The 22,012-nt window shown below is 63.7% G+C and carries 10 protein-coding genes; 7 read left to right on the top strand and 3 right to left on the bottom strand.

Going from position 1 to position 22,012, the window contains the following annotated elements; translation table 11 throughout:
* Nucleotides 1–181 precede the first annotated feature (181 nt).
* Both RBRH_RS13645 and argA read right to left on the bottom strand, forming a co-directional pair.
* Nucleotides 182–457, bottom strand: coding sequence for an oxidative damage protection protein (locus RBRH_RS13645; protein ID WP_013428666.1), 276 nt, complete (start codon nucleotides 455–457; stop codon nucleotides 182–184).
* A 62-nt stretch (nucleotides 458–519) separates the two neighbouring features.
* Nucleotides 520–1,875: an amino-acid N-acetyltransferase gene (gene argA, locus RBRH_RS13640; protein WP_049786578.1), complete on the bottom strand. Its 1,356-nt coding sequence runs from the start codon at nucleotides 1,873–1,875 to the stop codon at nucleotides 520–522.
* Between the two features lie 76 nt (nucleotides 1,876–1,951).
* Here argA and hrpA point away from each other — a divergent pair, with 76 nt between their 5' ends.
* The 5 genes from hrpA (at nucleotide 1,952) to RBRH_RS13615 (ending at nucleotide 12,016) form a co-directional block, all read left to right on the top strand.
* Complete coding sequence (hrpA, locus tag RBRH_RS13635) at nucleotides 1,952–6,109, top strand: ATP-dependent RNA helicase HrpA (protein WP_013428664.1); 4,158 nt, start codon at nucleotides 1,952–1,954, stop codon at nucleotides 6,107–6,109.
* A 185-nt stretch (nucleotides 6,110–6,294) separates the two neighbouring features.
* Complete coding sequence (locus RBRH_RS13630) at nucleotides 6,295–7,140, top strand: EI24 domain-containing protein (protein ID WP_041754757.1); 846 nt, start codon at nucleotides 6,295–6,297, stop codon at nucleotides 7,138–7,140.
* 34 nt (nucleotides 7,141–7,174) lie between these two features.
* Nucleotides 7,175–7,969: a competence/damage-inducible protein A gene (locus RBRH_RS13625; protein WP_013428662.1), complete on the top strand. Its 795-nt coding sequence runs from the start codon at nucleotides 7,175–7,177 to the stop codon at nucleotides 7,967–7,969.
* A 241-nt stretch (nucleotides 7,970–8,210) separates the two neighbouring features.
* On the top strand, nucleotides 8,211–9,962 hold the full coding sequence (locus tag RBRH_RS13620; protein ID WP_157864537.1) for a sensor histidine kinase: 1,752 nt from the start codon (nucleotides 8,211–8,213) through the stop codon (nucleotides 9,960–9,962).
* On the top strand, nucleotides 9,959–12,016 hold the full coding sequence (locus tag RBRH_RS13615; protein WP_013428660.1) for a hybrid sensor histidine kinase/response regulator: 2,058 nt from the start codon (nucleotides 9,959–9,961) through the stop codon (nucleotides 12,014–12,016). The genes RBRH_RS13620 and RBRH_RS13615 overlap by 4 nt, the downstream gene beginning before the upstream one ends.
* Before the next feature lie 100 nt (nucleotides 12,017–12,116).
* Here RBRH_RS13615 and RBRH_RS13610 read toward each other — a convergent pair whose 3' ends face one another.
* On the bottom strand, nucleotides 12,117–14,531 hold the full coding sequence (locus tag RBRH_RS13610; RefSeq protein WP_041754753.1) for an FUSC family protein: 2,415 nt from the start codon (nucleotides 14,529–14,531) through the stop codon (nucleotides 12,117–12,119).
* A 328-nt stretch (nucleotides 14,532–14,859) separates the two neighbouring features.
* Here RBRH_RS13610 and recC point away from each other — a divergent pair, with 328 nt between their 5' ends.
* Together recC and recB are read left to right on the top strand one after the other, a co-directional pair.
* Nucleotides 14,860–18,264 carry an exodeoxyribonuclease V subunit gamma gene (gene recC / locus RBRH_RS13605; protein ID WP_041755007.1) on the top strand — a complete coding sequence of 1,135 codons (3,405 nt, stop codon included), beginning with the start codon at nucleotides 14,860–14,862 and terminating at the stop codon, nucleotides 18,262–18,264.
* The gene (gene recB, locus RBRH_RS13600) at nucleotides 18,264–21,998 is read left to right on the top strand and encodes an exodeoxyribonuclease V subunit beta (protein ID WP_041754750.1); all 3,735 of its coding nucleotides are present in this window, start codon (nucleotides 18,264–18,266) and stop codon (nucleotides 21,996–21,998) included. The genes recC and recB overlap by 1 nt, the downstream gene beginning before the upstream one ends.
* Nucleotides 21,999–22,012 lie beyond the last annotated feature (14 nt).

The raw sequence follows: 22,012 nt of genomic DNA, 5'->3' as shown, positions 1-22,012 counted from the left end.
CCAACGCCGGAACAGATACCGTCGTGCCATCAGAGGGGGCGGATAACGCAGCGGGGTTCGTCATTAAAGTCGTCATGCAACCTGAGACCGCCGCGAGATGCTCATCCGCAAGATCCAGCAGGGCGTGCGGCAATGGTGGCCGGCGTGCACCGCCGGCCAATGTCTGGCACGGCCACGCCGCTTAGCCGTTGGCGGGCGGCACGTACCCCGACGCGACGTCCGCGCCTTCGCCAAAGAAAAATTTTTCAGTTTGTTTTAACAGATATTGGCGCGCGCGCGGATCAGCCATGTTCAGACGGTTTTCGTTGATCAACATCGTCTGCTGCTTGAGCCACGCCTGCCATGCTTCCTTCGAGATGCTTTCGAAGATGCGCTTGCCAAGCTCGCCCGGCAATGGTGGAAAGTCCAATCCTTCCGCCTCTTTGCCAAGTTTTGCGCAGTGAACCATTCGAGCCATTAGACTTCTCCTTTGATATCGGGGTGGGACGGGGCGCCGACGTGCGGATTCCCCGCGCGTGCTCAGAGCTGCTTGATCAGCACGAGCGACTTGCGTTGCCAGTTGTACAGGCGTCGCCGGTCCTCGGGCAGGTCGTTGACCGTCGCCTTGACGAAACCGCGTTTTAGGAACCAATGCTCAGTGCGGGTCGTTAGCACGAAAATCCGCGTCAGGCCGCGCGCCCGGGCGCGTTGCTCGATGCGCTTGAGTAGGCGCTCGCCGTCGCCGGTGCCTTGTGCCTCCGGCGCCACGGTCAGGCACGCCATCTCGCCGATCCGCTCCTGCGGGTACGGGTACAGCGCCGCGCAACCGAACAGCACGCCATCGTGCTCGATCACTGAAAATTGGTCGATGTCGCGCTCGATCTGGTGGCGGCCGCGCCGCACCAGCGTGCCGTCCGTCTCGAGCGGCTCAATAAGTTGCAAAATGCTGCCGACATCATCCGGCACTGCCTCGCGCAGACTTTCCAGATTCTCGTACGAGATCATGGTGCCGACCCCGTCGTGCAGGAACAGCTCCAGCAGGATACTGCCGTCCAGCGCGTACGGGATGATGTGTGAGCGCGGCACGCCGCCGCGGCACGCGCGGATTGCATGCTTCAGGTAAAAGTCCGCATCCGCACGGTCCAACTCGCCCGTATGGGCTTCGTAGATTCTCTGTGCGTCGTCCAGCGACAGCTCACGGGTTAGCTCGCCATCGCCGTCGATCACGCCGGGTGTCTCGGTGATGAAGATCAGCTTGTCGGCACGTAGTGCGATGGCCGCGGACGACGCGACATCCTCCATCGACAGATTGAACGCCTCGCCGGTCGGCGAAAATCCGAGCGGCGACAGCAGCACGATCTTGTTGCTCTCCAGCGAATGCCGAATCGATTCGGCATCGATCTTGCGCACCACGCCGGTATGTTGGAAATCGACGCCCTCGAGTATTCCGACCGGCCTTGCGGTGACAAAATTGCCGGATACGACGCTGATATGCGCGTGTGCCATCGGCGTATTGGGCAAACCCTGGCTGATCGCCGCCTCGATGTCCAGCCGCACTTCGCCGGACGCTTCTTTGGCCGCCTCCAGCGCGCGTGCATCGGTGATCCGCATGCCGCCGGCGAACAACGACTCGACCTGGTGCAGGTTCAATTGTTCTTCGACCTGCGGGCGGGAACCGTGCACCAGTACGATCTGAATACCCATCGCATGCAACAACGCGACATCCTGCACCAGCGCATTGAGCGCGCCCGCCTGCACCAACTCGCCGCCGAACGCGACGACGAACATCCGGTTGCGGAACGCATGGATGTACGGTGCGACCGATCGCAGCCATTCGACGAATTGAGCGTGATTCGCGGTGTATCCGATGGCGGCGCTCGTCTGGCTGCCGGCCATGGCGAGGTCGCTGGCCCTCGTGTCGCGGCGGGCAAGATCGTTTTGTGCAGTCATGGCCGGATTATAATGCGCCCCCATGTCCAATGTAGCCAAAAACCGCGCGGCTGATGCTTCGCCGGCCGATCGCGCCGACCCCGCGCGCCACCGCACCCCGCCTGCCGCGCGTCGCGCCGAAGCGCGGCGCGCGTCCTCGGCGCCCAATCCGGTGCCTTCTGTTACGTTTCCGCCGGCGTTGCCCGTCAGCGGCCGGCGCGATGAGATCGCTGCTGCGATCGCGCACCATCAAGTGGTGATCGTCAGCGGCGAAACCGGATCAGGCAAGACCACGCAGCTGCCCAAGATCTGCCTGGCGCTCGGACGCGGGCTGGGCGCGGGCGGCACCGGCCTGATCGGCCATACGCAACCGCGCCGCATCGCGGCATCGGCGACGGCGCGACGCATTGCCGAGGAACTGGGTACGCCGTTCGGCGACGTGGTGGGCTACAAGGTTCGTTTCACCGACAACCTGTCGCCGGGCGCCTCGGTCAAGTTGATGACCGACGGCATCCTGCTTGCGGAAACGCAGACCGATCCACTGCTGCGCGCCTACGATACGATCATCATCGACGAGGCGCACGAGCGCAGCCTGAACATCGATTTTTTGCTCGGCTATCTGAAGCAGATCCTGCCGCGGCGTGCTGATCTGAAGTTGATCGTTACGTCGGCCACGATCGATGCGCAGCGCTTTGCGCGCCACTTCGGCAGCGACGAGCAGCCCGCGCCCGTCATTGAAGTCAGCGGACGGTTGTATCCGGTCGAGATCCGCTATCGGCCGGTCGTTGGCGACGACGGCCGCGCTACGCTCGCACGGCGCGGCGCAGCGCCCGGGGCCGGTCCAATTGGCTCGCTGGGCTCTCCGCCGGGCGCCGTGGGCAGTGTCACCGCCGCGCGTCAGGCCGAGCGCGACTTGCATGACGCGATCGTCGACGCGGTGGATGAACTGTGTCGTGAAGGCCCGGGCGACGTCCTGGTTTTCCTGCCGGGCGAGCGGGAGATTCGCGACGCCGCCGAGGCGCTGCGCAAGCACCATCCGCCGCATACCGAGATCCTGCCGCTGTTTGCCCGGCTGTCGGCCGCCGAGCAGGAGCGGGTGTTCCGGCCCGGTAATGCACGCCGCATCGTGCTCGCCACCAACGTTGCGGAGACATCGCTGACGGTGCCCGGTATCCGCTATGTCGTCGACACCGGCCTGGCCCGGGTCAAGCGCTATTCGTACCGGAACAAGGTCGAACAATTGCAGATTGAGCCGGCGTCGCAAGCCGCCGCCAATCAGCGGGCTGGCCGGTGCGGCCGGGTGGCCGACGGCGTCTGCATTCGGCTCTATGACGAGCGTGACTTCCAGGCGCGCCCGCGCTTCACGGATCCGGAGATCCTGCGCGCGTCGCTGGCGTCGGTGATCCTGCGGATGAAGTCGTTGCACTTGGGCGAAATCGACGCGTTTCCGTTCGTCGAGCCACCGCCGGGCCGGGCCATTGCCGATGGCTATCAATTGCTCGCCGAGCTGGGTGCGGTTGACGACGACAATGCGTTGACGCCGGTCGGTCGCGAGCTGGCGCGCCTGCCGCTGGATCCGCGCGTGGCCCGGATGATTGTCGCGGCGCGCGAGCAACACGCGTTGCGCGAAATGCTGATCATTGCCAGCGCGTTATCCGTGCAGGATCCGCGCGAGCGTCCGCTGGACGCGCAAGAGCAGGCCGACCAGGCGCATCGCCGCTTTGCCGACGAGCGCTCGGAGTTCATCACGTGGCTGAAGATTTGGGCGTGGTTCGAGCAAGCCGTTGCGCACAAGAAATCGAACCGGCAACTGGCCGAAGCGTGCCGCGCGCAGTTCCTCTCGCATCTGCGGCTGCGCGAGTGGCGTGACGTGCATTCGCAGTTGTTGACCGTGGTGCGCGAGCACGGCTGGCGGCTGAACGAGTCCGAGGCGACGTTCGAGCAGATCCATCAGGCGCTGTTGGCGGGGTTGCTCGGAAACATTGGTCTGAAGGCCGATGACGATCCGCATTACCTGGGCGCACGGGGCATTCGTTTCTTCATATGGCCGGGATCGACGCTCGCGAAAAAGGCCGGCCGTTGGGTGATGGCTGCGGAGTTGGTCGAGACCACCCGGCTTTACGCGCGCACCGTCGCCCGCATCGAGCCGGAATGGATCGAGCGTGTCGGCGGCCACCTGATCAAGCGCTCGGTCGCCGAGCCGCATTGGGAGAAGAAGGCCGCGCAGGTGGTGGCGTTCGAGCGTGGCACGTTGTATGGGCTGCCCGTCTATCAGCGCCGACGCATCGCGTTTGGCGCGCAGAATCCGGCGCGTGCGCGGGAATTGTTCATTCGTAGCGCGCTGGTCGATGGCGAATTCGACACCCGTCTGCCGTTCTTTGCGCACAATCGGCGGCTGGTCGCGCAAATTGAGCAACTTGAGCACAAGTCGCGTCGTCAGGACGTGCTGGTCGACGATGAGTTGATCTACGCGTACTACGATGCGGCGGTGCCCGCACAGATCCATACCGGCGCGGCGTTCGAGCGCTGGTATCGCGACGAGGCGCGGCGGCGGGGTGACGACGGCGACAAGCTGCTATTTCTGTCGCGCGAAGACCTGATGCGGCACGAAGCGGCCGGCGTGACGACGGATCTGTTTCCGAAGCGGCTGGCGATGGCCGGCGTCGACATGGCGCTGAGCTACCATTTCGAGCCGGGCGCGGCGCGTGATGGCGTCACGCTGACCGTGCCGCTGTACGCGCTGAACCAAGTCGATGCGCGTCGCACCGAATGGCTGGTGCCTGGCATGTTGAAGGACAAGGTGCAGTCGCTGCTCAAATCACTGCCGCAAAAGCTGCGCCGACATTGCGTGCCGCTGCCCGAGTATGCGGCCGGTTTCGTCGAGCGCGCGCATTTCGCCGGGCAGTCGTTGATTGACGCGCTGATCGCCGACCTGCGCGAGCACAAGCAAGCGATGGTCAAGTCGACTGACTTCAAGATCGAGACGCTGCCGGCGCACCTGTTCATGAATTTCAAGGTGGTTGATGAGCACGGGCGGCAACTTGCAATGGCGCGCAATCTTGCGCAACTGCGCGGCGAGCTTGGTGCACAGGCGCAGCAACAATTCCAGCGCATCGTCTGGGCCGCGGCCGGCGCGGCAGGAACTAATGGGCGGCCACCGTCCGGGCATGCGCGGGCGGCCGCGATAAGCGCTGGCTTGCCGAGCCGGACGCCGGGCGAGGCGCCGGCGTCGCGTGCGGCGCGCGTTGCCGATCAGCCGTTGAGCGGCGCGGCGCGAAACGGACTGGCGAACGCTGGCGGGCCGGGTCACGCCGAAGCACCGGATACGGCGCGGCCGGCCGGTACCGCGCTGTATGAGAACCTGACGACGTGGAATTTTGGCACGCTGCCCGAGTTGCTCGAGATCCAGCGTGGCGGCCAGACGCTGTTCGGCTATCCGGCCCTGGTCGATCGCGGTGGGCACTGCGACGTCGAAGTCTTTGATTCGCCTGTGCAGGCTGAGCACATCCATCGCGCCGGTCTGCGCCGGCTGTTCGCCCTGCAATTGCGCGAGCCGATCCGCTATCTGGAGAAAAACTTGCCAGGACTGCGCGAAATGTCAATGCAGTACATGGCGCTCGGCACGCAGGAGGAACTGCGCGACCAATTGATCGAAGCCGCGCTGGATCGTGCCTGCCTGCAGCCGCCGTTGCCGCATGACGATGCCAGCTTCGCCGCCCGGCGCGACGAGGGCCGGGCTAGGCTGTCGTTGCTCGCTCAGGAACTTGCCCGGCTGACCGGCCAAATCCTCGCCGAGTACGCAGCGCTCGTGAAGAAGCTCGTGCAGGCCAAAGGCTTTGGCGCGGCCCACGCGGATATGCAGCAGCAGCTGGCCGCGCTGATGACCCGCCGCTTCGTAATGGATACGCCTTACGCCCAGCTTGCGCATTTCCCGCGTTACTTGAAGGGCATGTTGTTGCGCATCGATAAGCTCAAGGTGGACCCGGCGCGCGACCAGCGGCTCATGGCCGAATTCGTGCCGCTCATGCAGCCATACCAGCGCGCGTTGTCGCAGCGTGGCGGCGCAGTCGACGCACGGCTCGTAGAGTTCCGCTGGCTCCTCGAGGAGTTGCGCATCTCGCTGTTCGCGCAGGAATTGCGTACGCCGATGCCGGTGTCTGCCAAGCGGCTGCGCAAGGTATGGGAATCGATGCAGCGATGACGCGCGACATGCCGGCGCGTTGGCCCCAATGCGTGATTCGTTCCGAGCCCTCGGCAAAAACCGTACAATAGACGCAGTTTTCCCGTCTGGTTGCCCATGCTCGATTCCAATCGTTTTGCGCCAGCTCGCCGTTTTGCGCGAGCCCGCTGCGTGGCCGGCTCGCTTGCTGCCGCGCTCGTGTGTCCATGAACGAGTTGTTCAGTTCGTTGGGTCGCGCGCTGCTGGGCATGCTTCATCCGCGGATGCTGTGGTTGACCGCGTTGCCGTTTCTGCTGACCGCGCTGGGCTGGGGGGCGGTGCTGTGGTTCGGCTGGGAAGGATGGGTCAGTGCGGCGCATGGTTGGCTGTCACACTGGGGCTGGACCGCGTCGCTCAATTCGCTGTTCGCGGGGATCGGCTTCGGCCACGTGCAAATGGTGCTCGCGCCGCTCGTCGTGGTCGCGATCGCCGTGCCATTGATCGTGTTGACCGTTTTGTTAATGATTGCCGCGATATCGATGCCGGCGGTGATCCGCCATCTCGGTGCACGTCAATTCGCCGATCTGGAGCCCCGGCGCGGCGGCACGCTGCTCGGCAGTTTGCTCCACTCGATCGTAGCCACGTGCATCTGCGTGGTGCTGCTGGTCGTCACGGTCCCGTTGTGGCTCGTGCCGCCGCTGTTCGCCGTGATCCCGCCGCTGCTGTGGGGCTGGCTCACCTATCGCGTGATGACCTACGATGCGCTGGCATGGCATGCGAGCTTGGATGAGCGGCGCATGATCTTTCGCATGCACCGCATGCCACTGCTCGCGATCGGCGTGATGTGCGGGATGCTCGGCGCGGTCCCGACGCTGCTGTGGGCGTCCTCCGTGTTGATGATCGTGTTGTTCCCGTTCGTCGCGATCGTGTCGATCTGGCTGTACGTGTACATCTTCGTGTTCTCCGCGCTATGGTTCGCCCATTATTGCCTGCGCGCGCTGAGGCAATTGCGCGCGCGACACCATGGGGCCGACCGGCAAGCACCGCAAGCGCGCCCGCCGGGATCGGCGTAAGCTGCGTGTCGTCTGAAACGATCAAGGGGAACCCATGGGGTTCGGCATCATCATCATTGGCGACGAAATCCTGTCCGGACGGCGTGTTGACAAGCATTTGCCCAAAGCCATCGAGTTGCTTCGCGCACGGGGGCTGGCGCTCGCGTGGGCCGAGTACGTCGGCGACGAGCGTAGACGAATCACTGCCACCCTCAAGCGCACCTTCGCCTCAGATGACATTGTCTTCGTGACCGGAGGCATTGGCGCGACGCCAGACGATCATACGCGGCAGTGTGCGGCGGCCGCGCTCGGCGTGCCGCTGGAACTGCACCCACAGGCCCGGCAACTAATCGCCGAGCGGATTAGCGAAACCGCGCCGCCCGGCCGGGCGGACCTGGACGCGCCGGATAACCTGCATCGCTTCAATATGGGTGTGTTTCCGCAGGGTGCCAGCATCATTCCGAACAGCTATAACAAGATTCCCGGCTTTTCGGTGCGTCATCATTATTTCATGCCAGGGTTTCCTGTCATGGCATGGCCCATGATGGAATGGGTGCTCGACACCCATTATGCACATTTGCATCACGGCACACCGCGTGACGAGCGCTCATTTCTGGTGTTCGAGTTGCCTGAGTCGGCGCTTACGCCGCTGATGGAGCGTATCGAACGCGATTTTGCCGGCGTACGTGTCTTCAGCTTACCCAGCGTCGGCGATGCTAAGCGTGGCGGAATCTATGCACGGCGGCATATCGATTTGGGCGTTAAGGGCGACCCGGAGGCAGTCGCTGCCGCGTATGGTGTGCTACATGAAGGCGTACATGCGCTTGGAGGAGAAATATTCGAGTCTTAAAGCTGATTGTTGAGCGCGATATTGAAATAATCATGCTTAATGTTGTGGCCCTTATATCTGAATTGATGAAGGTCATTTGCCACAGCATGGGCTTTTGTCATTTAGGCTGAACGACGCGATAATGGCTCCGTGGCCGATCCGGCGACACGCCGCGCCGCCGCGTGCCTGTCATGCAGCGTTTCGCGCGTGTGTCGGATCGGACATTGCCGTGCGCATTGTTTCGCCAACGCCAGAACGCTGTATGAGATTGATCACCAAAGGGCTGCTGCTGATCGCGATTCCGAGCCTCGTCGAGCTTGGCTTACTGGTCGGCGTGATGCGTACCCAGGCCGAGGCCCTGGAAGCGGAGCAGTGGGCAGTGCGGAGCAAGGAAGTGTTGAGTCAGGCCACTGCCGTGCTTGACCCAGTGCTAGTCGATGCCGTGCGCATGCGCGGCGCCGTGATCGACGGATACGGACAGGTATGGACGCCGCCTAGCCAATGGGGTGAGATCGACCGTCGCATCAACCGGTTGATCGAACTGGTTGCCGACAATCCATTGCAAGTCGAGCGTGCGGTGCAGATTCGGCAAAGCGCACAGGCGTACCGGCAGTGGAGTGAGCGTTCGCAGGAGTTGCTGCGGCACGGTCAGCAAGCGGGGGTCGTGGCCCGCTTTCGCGAGTTCAAAGGCCACGATATCGTCGATTACTTCCGTGCGCAGGTCGCCGCGTTGCAACAAGAAGAGATGCGGTTAGACAGCGTTCGCACCGAACGTATCGCTGAGGCGCGCCGCATGCAGCAGGTGCTGCTCGTGTCGGCCGTGATCGCGTCGATCATCACCGGCGCCATCGCGGTTTATGTGTTCACGTCGAGCGTGCGACGGCGGCTGCGCAGGCTTGCGGACAACACCAAGCAACTCGCAAACAATGCGCCGCTCGCACCGATGCTCGAGGGCGACGATGAAATCGCCGAATTAGACCTCGCGCTGCACCAAACGAGCCGACGCCTGCTTGAAGCGGAGCGCATCGAGTCGCGCTATCGATCCGACCTTGCGCATCAGGCCGAGGAACTCGGCACGATGAACGAGCATTTGCGCGAGCGTACGCAAGAAAACGAAATGTTTATCTACAGCGTGTCGCATGACTTGCGCGCACCACTGGTCAACCTGCAGGGGTTTTCTCAGGAGCTGAGCTTGGCGTGCGATTCGGTGCGCGAGATACTGGCGCGCAGCACGCTGACCGACACACAACGGCGCCGGCTATCGCGGATCGTCGATGATGATATTGCCGAGGCGTTGCGCTTCCTGCAAACAGCGGTGATGCGCTCGGCCAGTATCATTGACGCGTTGCTGCGGCTCTCGCGTGCGGGGCGGGTCGAGTACCGACCGCAACAAGTTGATGTGCAGGCGGTGATGTCCCGCGTGGTGGATGCTATGCGCGACTCGATCAAGAGCCGGGGCGTGACCGTGAAGATACATCCGTTGCCGTCGGCATGGGGCGATCCGACCGCAGTCGAGCAAGTCTTCGCGAACTTGGTCTCCAATGCGGTCAATTATCTTGATCCGAGCCGTCCTGGCGAGATCGAGATCGGTACGCGTCCGAACCCAGTGGGCGTGCACTCGTTACGCATTTACTACGTGCGCGACAACGGATATGGCATTCCCGCATCGGCACTGCCCAAATTGTTTACCGCGTTCCAGCGCCTGCACGGTGGCGCAGTCAAGGGCGAGGGTATTGGGCTGGCGCTCGTGCGTCGTGTTGTCGAGCGACACGGTGGCAATGTATGGGCCGAGTCCAGTGAAGGCATCGGCTCGACGTTCTACTTGTCGTTGCCCGAATCCTGCAGTGCGCATGAAGCGTTGCGTGCGGCAACTTTGAGCGCGCTAGCCCGCGTCAACGCGGGGCCCAGGGCCGCGCGATCCGGCCGTCTGCGCCCAGGCAGCGGGTTGGAGCCCGGCGCCGACGCTTCAGCTCAGGACCGCCCGTCGCCTACTTACTCGACGTTCCCTGTATGACGCTTGCTTCTCATCGAATCGATTCGTCACCCGGAGCATTGGGCGCGGATGGCCCGCTGGCTGCCTGTGCACTGATTATCGATGACGACGAGGGTTTGCTCAGCCTGGCCCGCCGTGCGCTTGCCCGCGCCGGATTTGATGTGGTGACGTTGACGAGCACGCAGGCCGCGCGCGCGTGGCTAGACGGCCGGGGCCAGGAGCGGTGGCCTGACGTGCTGGTCGTGGACTATGTGCTCGGTACCGCCGAGACGGGGCTCGACTTCCTGCGCTCGTTACGCATGCAGGGCACGATGCTGCCCGCGATCTTGTGCACCGGCTTTGCCGATGAGACGCGGGTGATCGAGGCGCTGCGCTCGGGCGTCGCGGATGTGGTGCCAAAAACCTCCGATTATCTTGACTATCTACCACAGGCAATCGAGCGTGTGTTGGCGCAGAAGCGCGCGCAACGGGAGATTGCCGAGGCGGAGTTGGTCCGCGCAAGGGAGTTGCACTACCGGACGCTGGCGGAGGCGATCCCGCAACTGGTCTGGACCGCGTTGCCCGACGGACGGATCGATTTTGCGTCCAAGCAGTTGCTATCCTACACGGGTATGGATGCGCCTTCGCTGCTTGGTCACGTGTGGCCGGACGCGCTGGTTCATCCTGAGGATCTCGAGCGTACCGTACAGCGTTGGTCCGACGCTTTGCGCGACAGCAGCGATTACGATGTCGAACATCGGCTGCGGGCCGCCGACGGCGCGTGGCGCTGGTTCAAGACCCGGGCCGCACCGCTGCTGGACGGTGCCGGCCGGGTGAGCAAGTGGTTTGGCACGTCGACTGACATCGACGATCAGAAGCTGGCTGCGCAGGAGCGTGAGCATTTACTCGCAAACGAGCGGCAGGCTCGCTCGGAAGCGGAACGGGCATCCAGGCTCAAGGACGAGTTCGTCGCCACGCTGTCGCACGAACTGCGCACGCCGCTGAATGCCATCGTCGGATGGGCCCAGTTGCTGCTGCGTGACGCGTCCGATCCGGCTCGCGTCGAGAAGGGCCTGCAGGTGATCCACCGCAATGCACGGCTGCAATCGCAGATGATCGACGATTTGCTAGACATGTCACGCATCATGGCGGGCAAGGTGCGGCTCAACGTGCAGCGCGTCGAACTGGTCGATGTGATCACCGACGTGATCGCGACCGTGCAGCTAGCAGCCGACGCGAAGGAGCTTCGTGTCATGCCGGTGCTGGGCGCGCCGGCCGTGGTCAATGGTGACCCCGCTCGGCTGCAGCAGATCATTTGGAATCTGCTGACCAATGCGATCAAGTTCACGCCCCGGCGTGGACGTGTGGCGGTCACGCTGACCAGCGGCGACGGCGAGGCGCGACTGGTCGTCAGTGATACCGGCTGCGGTATCCGCGAGGCGTTCCTGCCGCACGTATTTGAGCGTTTCCGACAGGAGGACGCGAGTACCACACGCCAGTTTGGCGGCTTGGGGCTGGGGTTGTCGATCGTTAAGGAGCTGGTCGAGATGCATGGGGGCCATATCACCGCGGCCAGCGACGGTGAGCAGCGCGGCGCGACATTTACGGTGACGCTGCCCACGGTGACGACCGGCGCCGACACGCGTCGCGGCGCAGTGGCACCGATCAGCGCGCAGCCGGATACGGCGCTACCGCGCCTGGATGGTGTTCATGTGCTGGTGGTCGAAGATGAAGCCGATGCGCGCGAGCTCGTGCACCGCGTGCTCGAGGAGCGCGGCGCGCAGGTGAGCGCGGTGGCGTCTGTGCGCGATGCGTTGCAGGTTTTGGACGACGGCACGCCCGATGTCGTCATCAGCGATCTGGGCATGCCGGAGGAAGACGGCTTCGCATTTATTGCACAGTTGCGCGAGCGTGAGGCGGCACGAGGCGGGATGACGCCGGCCGCGGCATTGTCCGGCCGGGTCCGCGGCGATGATCGCCGGCGCGCACTGATGGCCGGCTTCCAAACGCACTTGGCCAAGCCTGTCGATCCGGCCGATCTGCTGTTGGCGATCGCATCGCTGGTCGGCCGCGCGCCACCGGCGGTGCGCGCGTAGCCGACGCTACCTGCGTATCAGGGCTCGATGCGGGTGCCAAGCACGGCCAGGCATTGCAGCAGTCATGCCAACGCCTTGGAGCCATTAACGGCGCCGACTCCTATGTCGGCAACTTGATAATGCTCGCATCCTTGCGGATTATGAACGATGCGCCCACCATCTGCTTACATTGGTATGCCAACCCCTTAAGCTCGTGCGCCACGTCGGACGATTCGCTGCGCGTGCGTTCCGCGTCGACGACCATCTGGTCCAGTTCACGATTCAACTGCTTGACGATGCTTGTTTGCTCGGGAGGCGGTGCGACGCCCGCTTCGGCCTGTACCAGATTATCATGGACGATGCCCAGCGCCTTGCGCAGTGGCGCAAGTGCTTGCGCATCGACGACCGGTACGGGCTGGGTGCCCCATCCGGCGGCGCCCACGATTCCGGCCGTGCGGGCCGGCGACTGTGACAGCGTCATCATGAGCGGCGCGGACGCGGTGATCTGTGCCGTCAACGCGTGCACGCGCACCAGCAGGTCGTTCAACTCAGCGACGTAGCGTTGCGCCGACTTCGGTTCGAGCAACATGCGCTGCAACGCCTGCCCGACGTTGGCGAATGCAATATGCACATTCTTACGCGCAAGCCGGTAACGGATGTCGCTGTCGATCGCCGACGCGGCTGCGCTGGCCGCCGGCGTCGGTTGCGCGGTTGCGCTGGAAACCAGTGCGCTGGCCTCTTTGCCCTTCTTGTCCGCCGGCGCGGCCGGATCCGAAGGCGGCGGCTTGACCTGTTCCGTTGCGCCGCCGGCCGCGGTCCGCGATTTGCCCGCATACCAGCAGATTTCCAGGTATTGCCGGGTGGCACTGAGCAAGCCGTTGACCAGTTTGCCCATCAGCCGGTATTCCCAGTAGGGAAACAGGTGGCTCGCGGCGATTGCAATCGCGCAGCCTAGCACCGTATCAATCGCGCGTTCGCCGATGATGCGCAGGCTGCCGGGTGCCAGCATGTGGAACATCAACAGAACATATGACGACGTGAATACGACGCTGGCCGTATAGTTGAACAGCAGTAGGCTGTAGCTCATCACCATGCTGGCGAACATGACGGCCAACAGCAGTGGCGGCTCCTTCACGGACAGGATCAGCGCGATGCTCGCCGCGCAGCCGATCGTAGTACCGATGATCCGCTGCGTATTGCGTTGCTTGGTGAGCGAGTAGCCAGGCTTCAGGATGATAATGGTCGTCATCACAATCCAGTACGCGTTCGTGAGCGGCAGCAGGCGGCCGAGCCACAAGCCGATCGCCACCGCAGCGGTGACGCGCAATGCGTGCCGGAAGCTCGGCGAAGACATGGTCAGATTCGAAAAGATTTGCATCCACGGCACGCGTCGGCTCGACAGGAAGCGCGACAGCGCCTGGTCGATCCGCATCTCCGTTTCTTGCGCGCTGATATCCACGCGCGTGTTGCGGTGCATGCGCTCGATCAGCCGCTGTGCGCTCCAGACGCGCCGGAATGCCGACACGATCGCCGAGTACGCCTCCGGATTGGTGGTTGGCAAGGCCTTCTTGCGCATCAACTCGATCTCGTACTCGATCGCGCGCAGCTCCGCTTTCGCGTTGATCCGCTGTGCCGACGGGCGATCCTGTAACACGGCCAGTCCGACGTCCTCCAGGTCGGTCGCGGCCTTCTCGATCAGGTCGCGAAAAAATACCATCAAGTCCGAGCCACCGAAGGTCGCGCGGATCATCGGGTGATCGACGTGCGCACCGACAAACAGTTCGTGCAGGTCGACCGTATTGATGAACAAATTGAACAACATCGTGCGGTGCGCGTCGAGCTGCCCGCTGCGCAGCTTCGGCAGGTTGCGCAGTACGATGTCGCGTGCTGCCTCTTGCCGATCCACGGCCAACACCTGCTTGTCGACCAGTTGCCTGTTGCACTCATCCAGATCATGCGTCGGATCGTAGAAACGGGCGCGCGCACGCAAGTAGTCGGCGCACGCGAACACACTTTCGGCGATCGCCTGTTGCTCGATCCGGTGGATCTGCCAGCGTGACACGAACGTCGACCAGTACGTGTACCAGATTCCGCCGGCCAGGATCCAACCGGCATTGGCCAGTGCCTGGAGCGGCGTGAAGCGCTCCTCCAGCGTCACCACCATCATGAACAGCGTCGCGAAGCTGATCTGCGGCCACTTGTTCCCGTAGACGACGATCAAGGACAGCACGAAAGTCAACGGTACGACCGTCAGCCACAGCGATAGCGGGTGAGCAGTCGCGATGCCGGTGGCCAGCGCCGAGAAGAACCCGATCACGCTGCACGCGAGCATCTCGTTGTGCTTGTATTTCAGGGGGCCGGGCATGTCGACCACGCATGCGCCCAGTGCACCGGTCGAAATCGTGAAGCCAAGCTCCCGATTATGAAAGACGACGAGCAACACCACTGCCGGCAGCGAGATGCCGGTCGCGATCCGAAGCCCACCGTAGAAATACTGACTGTATAGAAATTTCTTGATTTCGATCGAATATCGCATCGACGCTTGGGTGGGCACACAATGCTGCGAGTCTAGCGCACTTCACCGATGTTTTTTGCACCCACCGGAAGTTATGCTCGTGTATACCATCACATCGGGTGGCATGTCGTCGGGCACCAGCCGCGTACTGCCGAGCGCCGGCGAAGAGCGGGTCTTCGACCCACAGCCCAATAACGTACCGGGACAGCGTAACGCCACGGGCCTGTCGCGCACAATAGGCCGAACGGCCGGGTTCGCGTGCGGCAGGCGCTTTGTTATGCTTGGGTCTTTCACTAACGACGGGGCGCCCCTGTGGCCGTCACGCGTCGCGATCTTCATCCGCCGCTTCATGCTTGAACTGTTTTACTCGAACCGCTATGAGACGCTTGCCTCGGCGCTGTTGGGCGACCTCGCGCGCATCGGCGGTGACCTGTGGCGGCCGCAGCCGATCATCGTGCCGAATACTGCGGTGCGCCGACGGCTCGAACTAGACTATGCCGATCGGTTTGGCCTGTGCGCGAATGTCGAATTTTGCTATCTCGCGCAGTGGTTATGGGCACAGATCGCGCGCGTCGACGTAATCGATGTGCCGCGCGAATCGCCGTTCGCGCCGGAGCGTCTCGCATGGCGGCTTTACCGGCGGCTCGCGCAGCGTGACACTGTGCGCGATGGCGACGACCAGGTGTCCTCGACACGACTGGACGCGTACTTGTCGGCGGCGGATCCTGCGATGACGTTCGATCTGGCGCGTCGCATCGCCTGCGTTTTCGATCATTATCTGACGTATCGTCCGCATTGGCTTGCCCAGTGGCTGGCAGGCGAGTCGATTTTCGCGCCGCGCCGCCAGCCGGGCGGCGCGCCACGGCTTGCCGACGCGACGCCGATACAGCGCGCCGATGAGGCCTGGCAAGCACAATTGTGGCGCGACGTGCTCGGCGAACTGGCCGGCGGACACGATGCGGGTGCCGATGCGCTCGAACGAATGTCGCCGCCCGCGTACCGGTTTCTGTCAATCGCATCGCAATTGGATCTGGACGACATCGCGCGCGCGGACTGGCCGGCGCAGGTCAGCGTATTCGCGTTGCCGACGATGCCACCACTACATGTGCAGTTGCTGCGCGAGCTGTCGCGCTGGATCGACGTGCGGATCTATGCACTCAATCCATGCCGCGAGTACTGGTTTGACATCGTCACGCAACGACATGCTGACGCGCTGGATGCGGCGGGACAACTCGACTACCAGACGGTCGGACACCCACTGCTGGCCGAGTGGGGGCGGCAGACACAAGCGCAACTCGCGTTGCTGCATGAGCATACCGAGGGTGCGGTGGCGGGCGAGAGCAGCGAATTCGTCGAGGCCCCGGCGTGCAGCTGGCTCGCTGTCGTGCAAAATGCGATTCTGTCGCTCGAGCATCCGGTGTCGCCGTCGCCACCGCCTGCGCGCAACGGCATCGAGGTTTACGTCTGCCACAGCCTGGCGCGGCAGTTCGAGGTGCTCCATGATCGGCTGCTGGCCGAATTCGATGCGGATCCGAGTTTGACGCCGGCCGACGTACTGATCGCGGTACCCGACCTAATTGCCGCCGCGCCGATCGTAGACGCGGTGTTCGGCGCGGTGCCGCCGAGCGACCCGCGCCGCATCCCGTATCGCGTCACCGGCTTGCCGCCGTCCCAAGCCAATCCGCTCGCGCGCACGCTGCTGGACTGGTTGGCCCTGGCGGAGCGCGACGTCAACGCTTCCGCGCTGGTCGAATGGCTGCGCGTGGATGCGGTTGCGGCGCGCTATGACATCGATCCGGTAGCGCTGGACACCGTGCAAGGGTGGTTGGCAAACGCCGGCGCGCGCCGTTCGTTTGCGCCGCGTGAGCAGCGGGATCTTGACGCGCCTCGCGCTCGCCATACGTTTGCTGACGCTTTGACGCGGTTGTTTCTTGGCTACGCGATGCCGGACGACGCACTGCCTATCGGCGACTGGTTGCCGGTGGCGGCATCCACCGGCGCCGACGCCATGCTGCTTGGGCGGCTCGCGCAATTCGTCGACGAGCTCGATGCATTTGCGCTCGCGTGCGCGACACCGCATACGGTTGCACAGTGGCGTAATGTGCTGCTCGCCGCGCTCGAGCAGTTCTTCGATGCCCGCGGTCCAAATGCTGATTCATTGAGCGAGTTGCGCGACGCACTCGATGCGCTCTTTGTACAAATCGAAGCAGGTGCGCCGCATACACCGTTGCCCGCGGCGGTGTTGCGTACGGCGTTATTGTCCGTGCTCGACGATCCGGCGCGCGGTGGGGTCCCGTCTGGCGCGGTGACCGTATCGCCGCTGTCCAGCCTGCGAGGCGTGCCGTTCCGTGTCGTCTGCATGGCTGGTATCGACGATGGCGTGTTGCCGACGCGCGCGCGCGCGGATGAGTTCGACTTGATGGCCGCGTTTGCACAACCCGGCGACCGGCAACGTCGCGATGACGAGCGCAACTTGTTTCTGGACCTCATGTTGGCAGCACGCGATACCTTGCTACTCAGCTATACCGGCCGCAATATCCGCGACAACGCCGAGTTGCCGCCATCGGCGCTGGTGGCCGAGCTGCTTGATCACCTCGCGTCGTTGAAGGCGGGCGAAGGGGCGAGCCTCGACGAAATTGCACTGGCGCGGCGCAGCTTTGTTACGGAACATCCGTTGCAGCCGTTCGCGCTGTCGTATTTTTCGATGCAGGGCCCGTTGTTGACCTACGATGCAGATCGCGCGCAAGTGGCTGCGGCGCTTGCCGATCCAACACGGCGGATGGAGGCGGACGCCATGCCGCCGTTTTTTGGCGTTGCGCTGCCTGCCGATATGCGTGAGACGATCGGGTTGGATGAACTGGCGCGATTTTGGCGCCACCCGCAACGCGCGCTGCTGCGCGAACGACTGGGCATCGTGCTGCATCGCGCGCAGGCTCCATTGCCCGACACCGAGCCGTATGAGTTCGACTATGCGGGGCGCGATGCGCTCGCCGGGCGCCTGCTGCCGTTGCTGGTGGAGTCATCGGCGTACGCCGAGCGGGCCCATGAAATCGCGCGTGCGATTCCCGAATTGCCTGGAGGTGCAACCGGACGCGCGATACACGAGCGTGAGGTGGTGGCGTTGAGCAAGCTGGCTGAGTACATCCGGGGGCAGGTTGGCACCGGACTCGAACCGGTCGAATTTTCGATCCACGTTGCCCCGCGCTGGCCTGAGCGGCTGGAGTCCGTATCGACGTTACTGGACCGGGTGCCGGCGTGGCGCGGGACGGTGCTGTTGCCGACGGTGTTGACCGGCGTGCTAGACGGGGTGACCCGTAACGAATTGGTACTCTATCGCTATGCCAGGCCGACCGCTCGTGATTACCTCGATGCGTGGCTGCGCCATCTGTGCTGGTGTGCCGCAAGTCCGCAAGCCTCTCGCCAGACGCTGTGGATCGGCGACGACGAGCGCTTCGTGCTCACGACGCCACGGGACCCGCACGCGTACCTGGGCGAGTTGCTCGCGCTGTATCGTGCCGGGTTACGCGCGCCGTTGCGTTTCTTTCCGAAAAGCGCCTGGTCACTCGTGTCGCAAAGCGAGTCCGCAGCCCGCAACGCGTGGTCGAACGAACGTACGGGCGGCGAGCTCGACGATCCAGCGATCCAGCTCGCGTTGCGCGGCACGCCGATGACATTGGACGATACCTTTGTCGCCATTGCTAGGACGGTGTTCGAACCGCTGCTCGCGCACCTGCAGCCGGCGGAGGACGCTTGATGACCTCCGACGTGCTTGAACTTGACGTCTTCGCGTGCGCGCTCGATGGCGTGACGCAGATCGAGGCCTCTGCCGGCACCGGCAAGACTTGGAATATCTGTGCGCTCTATCTACGCCTGTTGCTCGAAAAGGACTTGCAAGCGGACCAGATCCTAGTCGTGACCTTTACGAAAGCGGCTACTGCGGAGCTGCACGAGCGAATCCGGGCGCGCCTGATGCAACTCGAGCAGGCGCTCGCGCATGGCGTCGCGCTGGACGACCCGTTCGTGACTGGGTTAATCGGGCGGCTCGTCGATGGCGACGCGCCGGAAACGGCCACGCAGCGCGCGCTGAAGCGAATCCGGCGCGCGTTGCATGGTTTCGATCAGGCCGCGATTCATACGATTCATGCGTTCTGCCAACGTGCGTTGCAAGAAGCGCCGTTTGCGGCTGCGATGCCGTTCGCGCTCGAGACCGAAGCCGACGACACCACGCTGCGCTTCGATGTCGCCGCGCAGTTCTGGCGCGAGCGCGTCGAACCGGAAGCGGCACGCACGCCGGGATTCGCGCACTGGCTCGTTGCGCACGGCGCCGGGCCCACTGTGCTACAGGCGTTGCTCGCGCAACGTCTGAAAAAGCCATTGGCCGAACTTGTATGGACCGACCCAGCGTGTGATGAGACGGTCGACACGGCGATCGATCATTTTGGTCGCGCCAAAAACCTATGGCGCGACGAGCGAGAGCAGATTGCGCAGCGGCTCGCCGACTGTGCCACCCAGTTGCACCAGCGCACGCACAAGCCATCTCAAGTGCAAGCCGCGCTGGCGGCGTGGGAGCGATTTTTTGTGCGCGGCGATCGCTATGCGCCGGTTCCGAAGGACGCGTTGAAGTTGACTTCGTCGTCGCTGACTGCTGCCACCAAGGTCCAATGCCAGCCGCCGACGCACCCGTTCTTCGACTGCGCGGACGCGTTGGTTGCCGCGCTCCGTGAAGAGCAAGCGATGCATTTGCGTCGTTGGTTTGCGTTGGTGCGCGAGTGGCTGCGTGTCGGGCCGTCGAGCGTTGCCGAACGCAAGCGTACCGCGCGAATCATGTCGTTTGATGACCTGCTGGCCAATTTGCATCATGCGCTGCATGTGCACCCTTGGCTCGCCGATGCGTTGCGTGAACGCTATCCCGCAGCGCTGATCGATGAGTTCCAGGACACGGACCCGCTGCAGTTCGCAATCTTTAACCAAATTTTTGCACCGAAGGGTCCCTTGTTCCTCGTTGGCGACCCGAAGCAGGCGATCTACAGTTTTCGTGCCGCCGATTTGCATACATACTTGGACGCGCGTGCCCATGCCAGCGCCCGCTACACGTTGGCCGTCAATCAACGGTCCGATCCCGCGCTGATCGCTGCGTGCAATCGGTTGTTCGGTGCCAACCCGCGCGCTTTTGTGCTCGACGGGCTCGACTACCACCCGGTGCGCGCCGCCATGAGGTCGCGACCGGCATTTGTCGACCGGCACGATCCGCTCGGCGCAAGCGATGGCAGTGGGGCGGCCTTGAGAGTATGGTGGCTGCCGGACCACGCGCCGCTGAGCAAGCGGGATGCCGAGCGCGCAGCCGCTGAGGCGTGTGCGGCAGAGATCGCACGGCTCATGCGCGACGCGCGGGCGGGCGATGCGACGATCGGCACCGAGCCGCTCGCTCCGGCGAATATCGCCGTGCTCGTGCAGGCGCATCGGCAGGGTATGTTGATGAAACGGGTATTGCGCGGATGGGGCATTGGCAGCGTGGAACTTGCCCAAGCCTCGGTGTTCGCATCAATCGACGCGGAACAATTCGAGCGTCTCTTGTTGGCGATCGACACGCCGGGTGACCTGCGACGCTTGCGAGCGGCATTGGCCACAGACTGGATCGGTTTGGACGCGGCGGCATTATGGGCCATCGAGCAAGGTGAGCCAGCCGCTGCCGCCGCTGGCCGATGCGAGCCGGTGCCATCGGAGCTGGACTCAGCATCGTGGGTGGAGCGGTTTGCGGGCTATCGGTTGCTTTGGCACGAGCGCGGCTTTGCGCCGATGTGGCGCATCGTGATGCGCGAACTGCGCATTGCGCAGCGCCTGGCGAGTGCAGACGACGGTGAACGCCGGCTGACCGACGTGAATCACCTGGCCGAACTGATCCAGGCTCGCGACAGCGAACATCCCGGTATCGCGCCAACGCTATGCTGGCTGAGCGCGCAGCGTGCGGATCCCGACGTCGGCGACGAGACACAATTACGGCTCGAATCAGACCGAGATCTGGTCCAAATTGTGACGATCCACAAGTCCAAGGGACTCGAGTACCCCGTGGTGTTCTGCCCGTTCCTGACCAACGGTGCATTGCGTGCCGGGCCCTCGTGCGCTGCATTGCCGGTGGCGCGCGAGTACCATCGTGAGGATGGACTTGCCGTGCTGCACTTCGGCTGCGATGGTGACGAGGCGCAGCGCATCGATCGAGGCGTGAGGCGCGAACAGGCGGCCGAGCGTGCGCGCCTGATCTATGTCGCGCTCACGCGTGCAGTGTATCGGTGCTATCTTGTGGCGGGGATCTACACGAGCGGCGCCCATGCATCGACGAAGGAGGCGCGTCAAAGTGTGCTGAACTGGCTCGTTGCCGGCGGATCGACACATTTCGACGCATGGTTGGATGGACCACCTGAGACTGCCGCGTTGGCGGCGTGCTGGCGCGCGTTGCCGGGCGACGACGAGGGCGTCGTCGTCGTGCCACTGCCGACCGTGGCCCGACGTGATCCGTTGCCTCCACCCGATGCATCGCACGTGGACGTGCATGCACGCGTGCCGGCGCGCCGTCTCTTCGATGCCTGGCGGATCGCGAGTTTCAGCTCGCTCGCCTCGACGCGACAACGGCCGTTACCGGATATCGACGATGTGTTGCACGCGCGACCTGATCACGACGACGATGTCGCTCAGGCCGATACGCAGGCGATTAAAGCAGACCTAGAACCGATGCCAACTAATGCGTCGCCCGGGCTGCGTGACGACGACATTCTGCGTTTCCCCCGGGGGCCGGCCGCGGGCGACTGTTTGCATCGGCTGATGGAGCTTGCTGATCTGCGCGATCCTTCGAGCTGGCCGACTGCCATCGTGCGGGCTCTGACCGAGCAGCCGGTGAGTTCGCGCGAGCTGAGCACGGAGCAGCTCAGTGCGATGATGACGCGCCTGTTGCGGGATCTTGCGCATACTCCGCTCGAAGCGGACTTCATGCTCGGCGAGTTGGATCCATCGCGTCGGTTGACCGAGCTCGAATTTGTCTTCCCGGTTGCGTCGCTCGATATGCGCCGGTTTGCGACAATGCTGGAGGAGCACGGCATCGCCGGCATGGCCCTCGACGATGGCGTATTGCATGGTTATCTGAAGGGGTTCATCGATGCCGTGATCGAGTTCCGCGGCCGATTCTGGATTATCGACTGGAAATCGAACTATCTCGGCAACTCGCCGCACGCGTATCGCGCGGCCGAGCTATCGGCCGCGATGGATGCCCATGCATATCGGTTGCAGGCACTGATCTATACGATTGCGTTGCACCGATATCTGCGGGCGCGCCTGCCGGATTACGACTATGACACCCATTTTGGTGCAAGCCTGTACCTATTCTTGCGAGGTGTACGGCCGGATTGGCCTGGCGCCGGCATCGAACGATTCAGGCCGACGCGTGCCGCCGTCGATGCGTTCGACGCCCTGTTTTCAACGGGGGGTGGCCATGCTTGATTTCACTGGGCGCG

Source organism: Mycetohabitans rhizoxinica HKI 454, from assembly GCF_000198775.1.
GTDB lineage: Bacteria > Pseudomonadota > Gammaproteobacteria > Burkholderiales > Burkholderiaceae > Mycetohabitans > Mycetohabitans rhizoxinica.
This window is presented reverse-complemented; position numbering and strand designations above follow the sequence as displayed.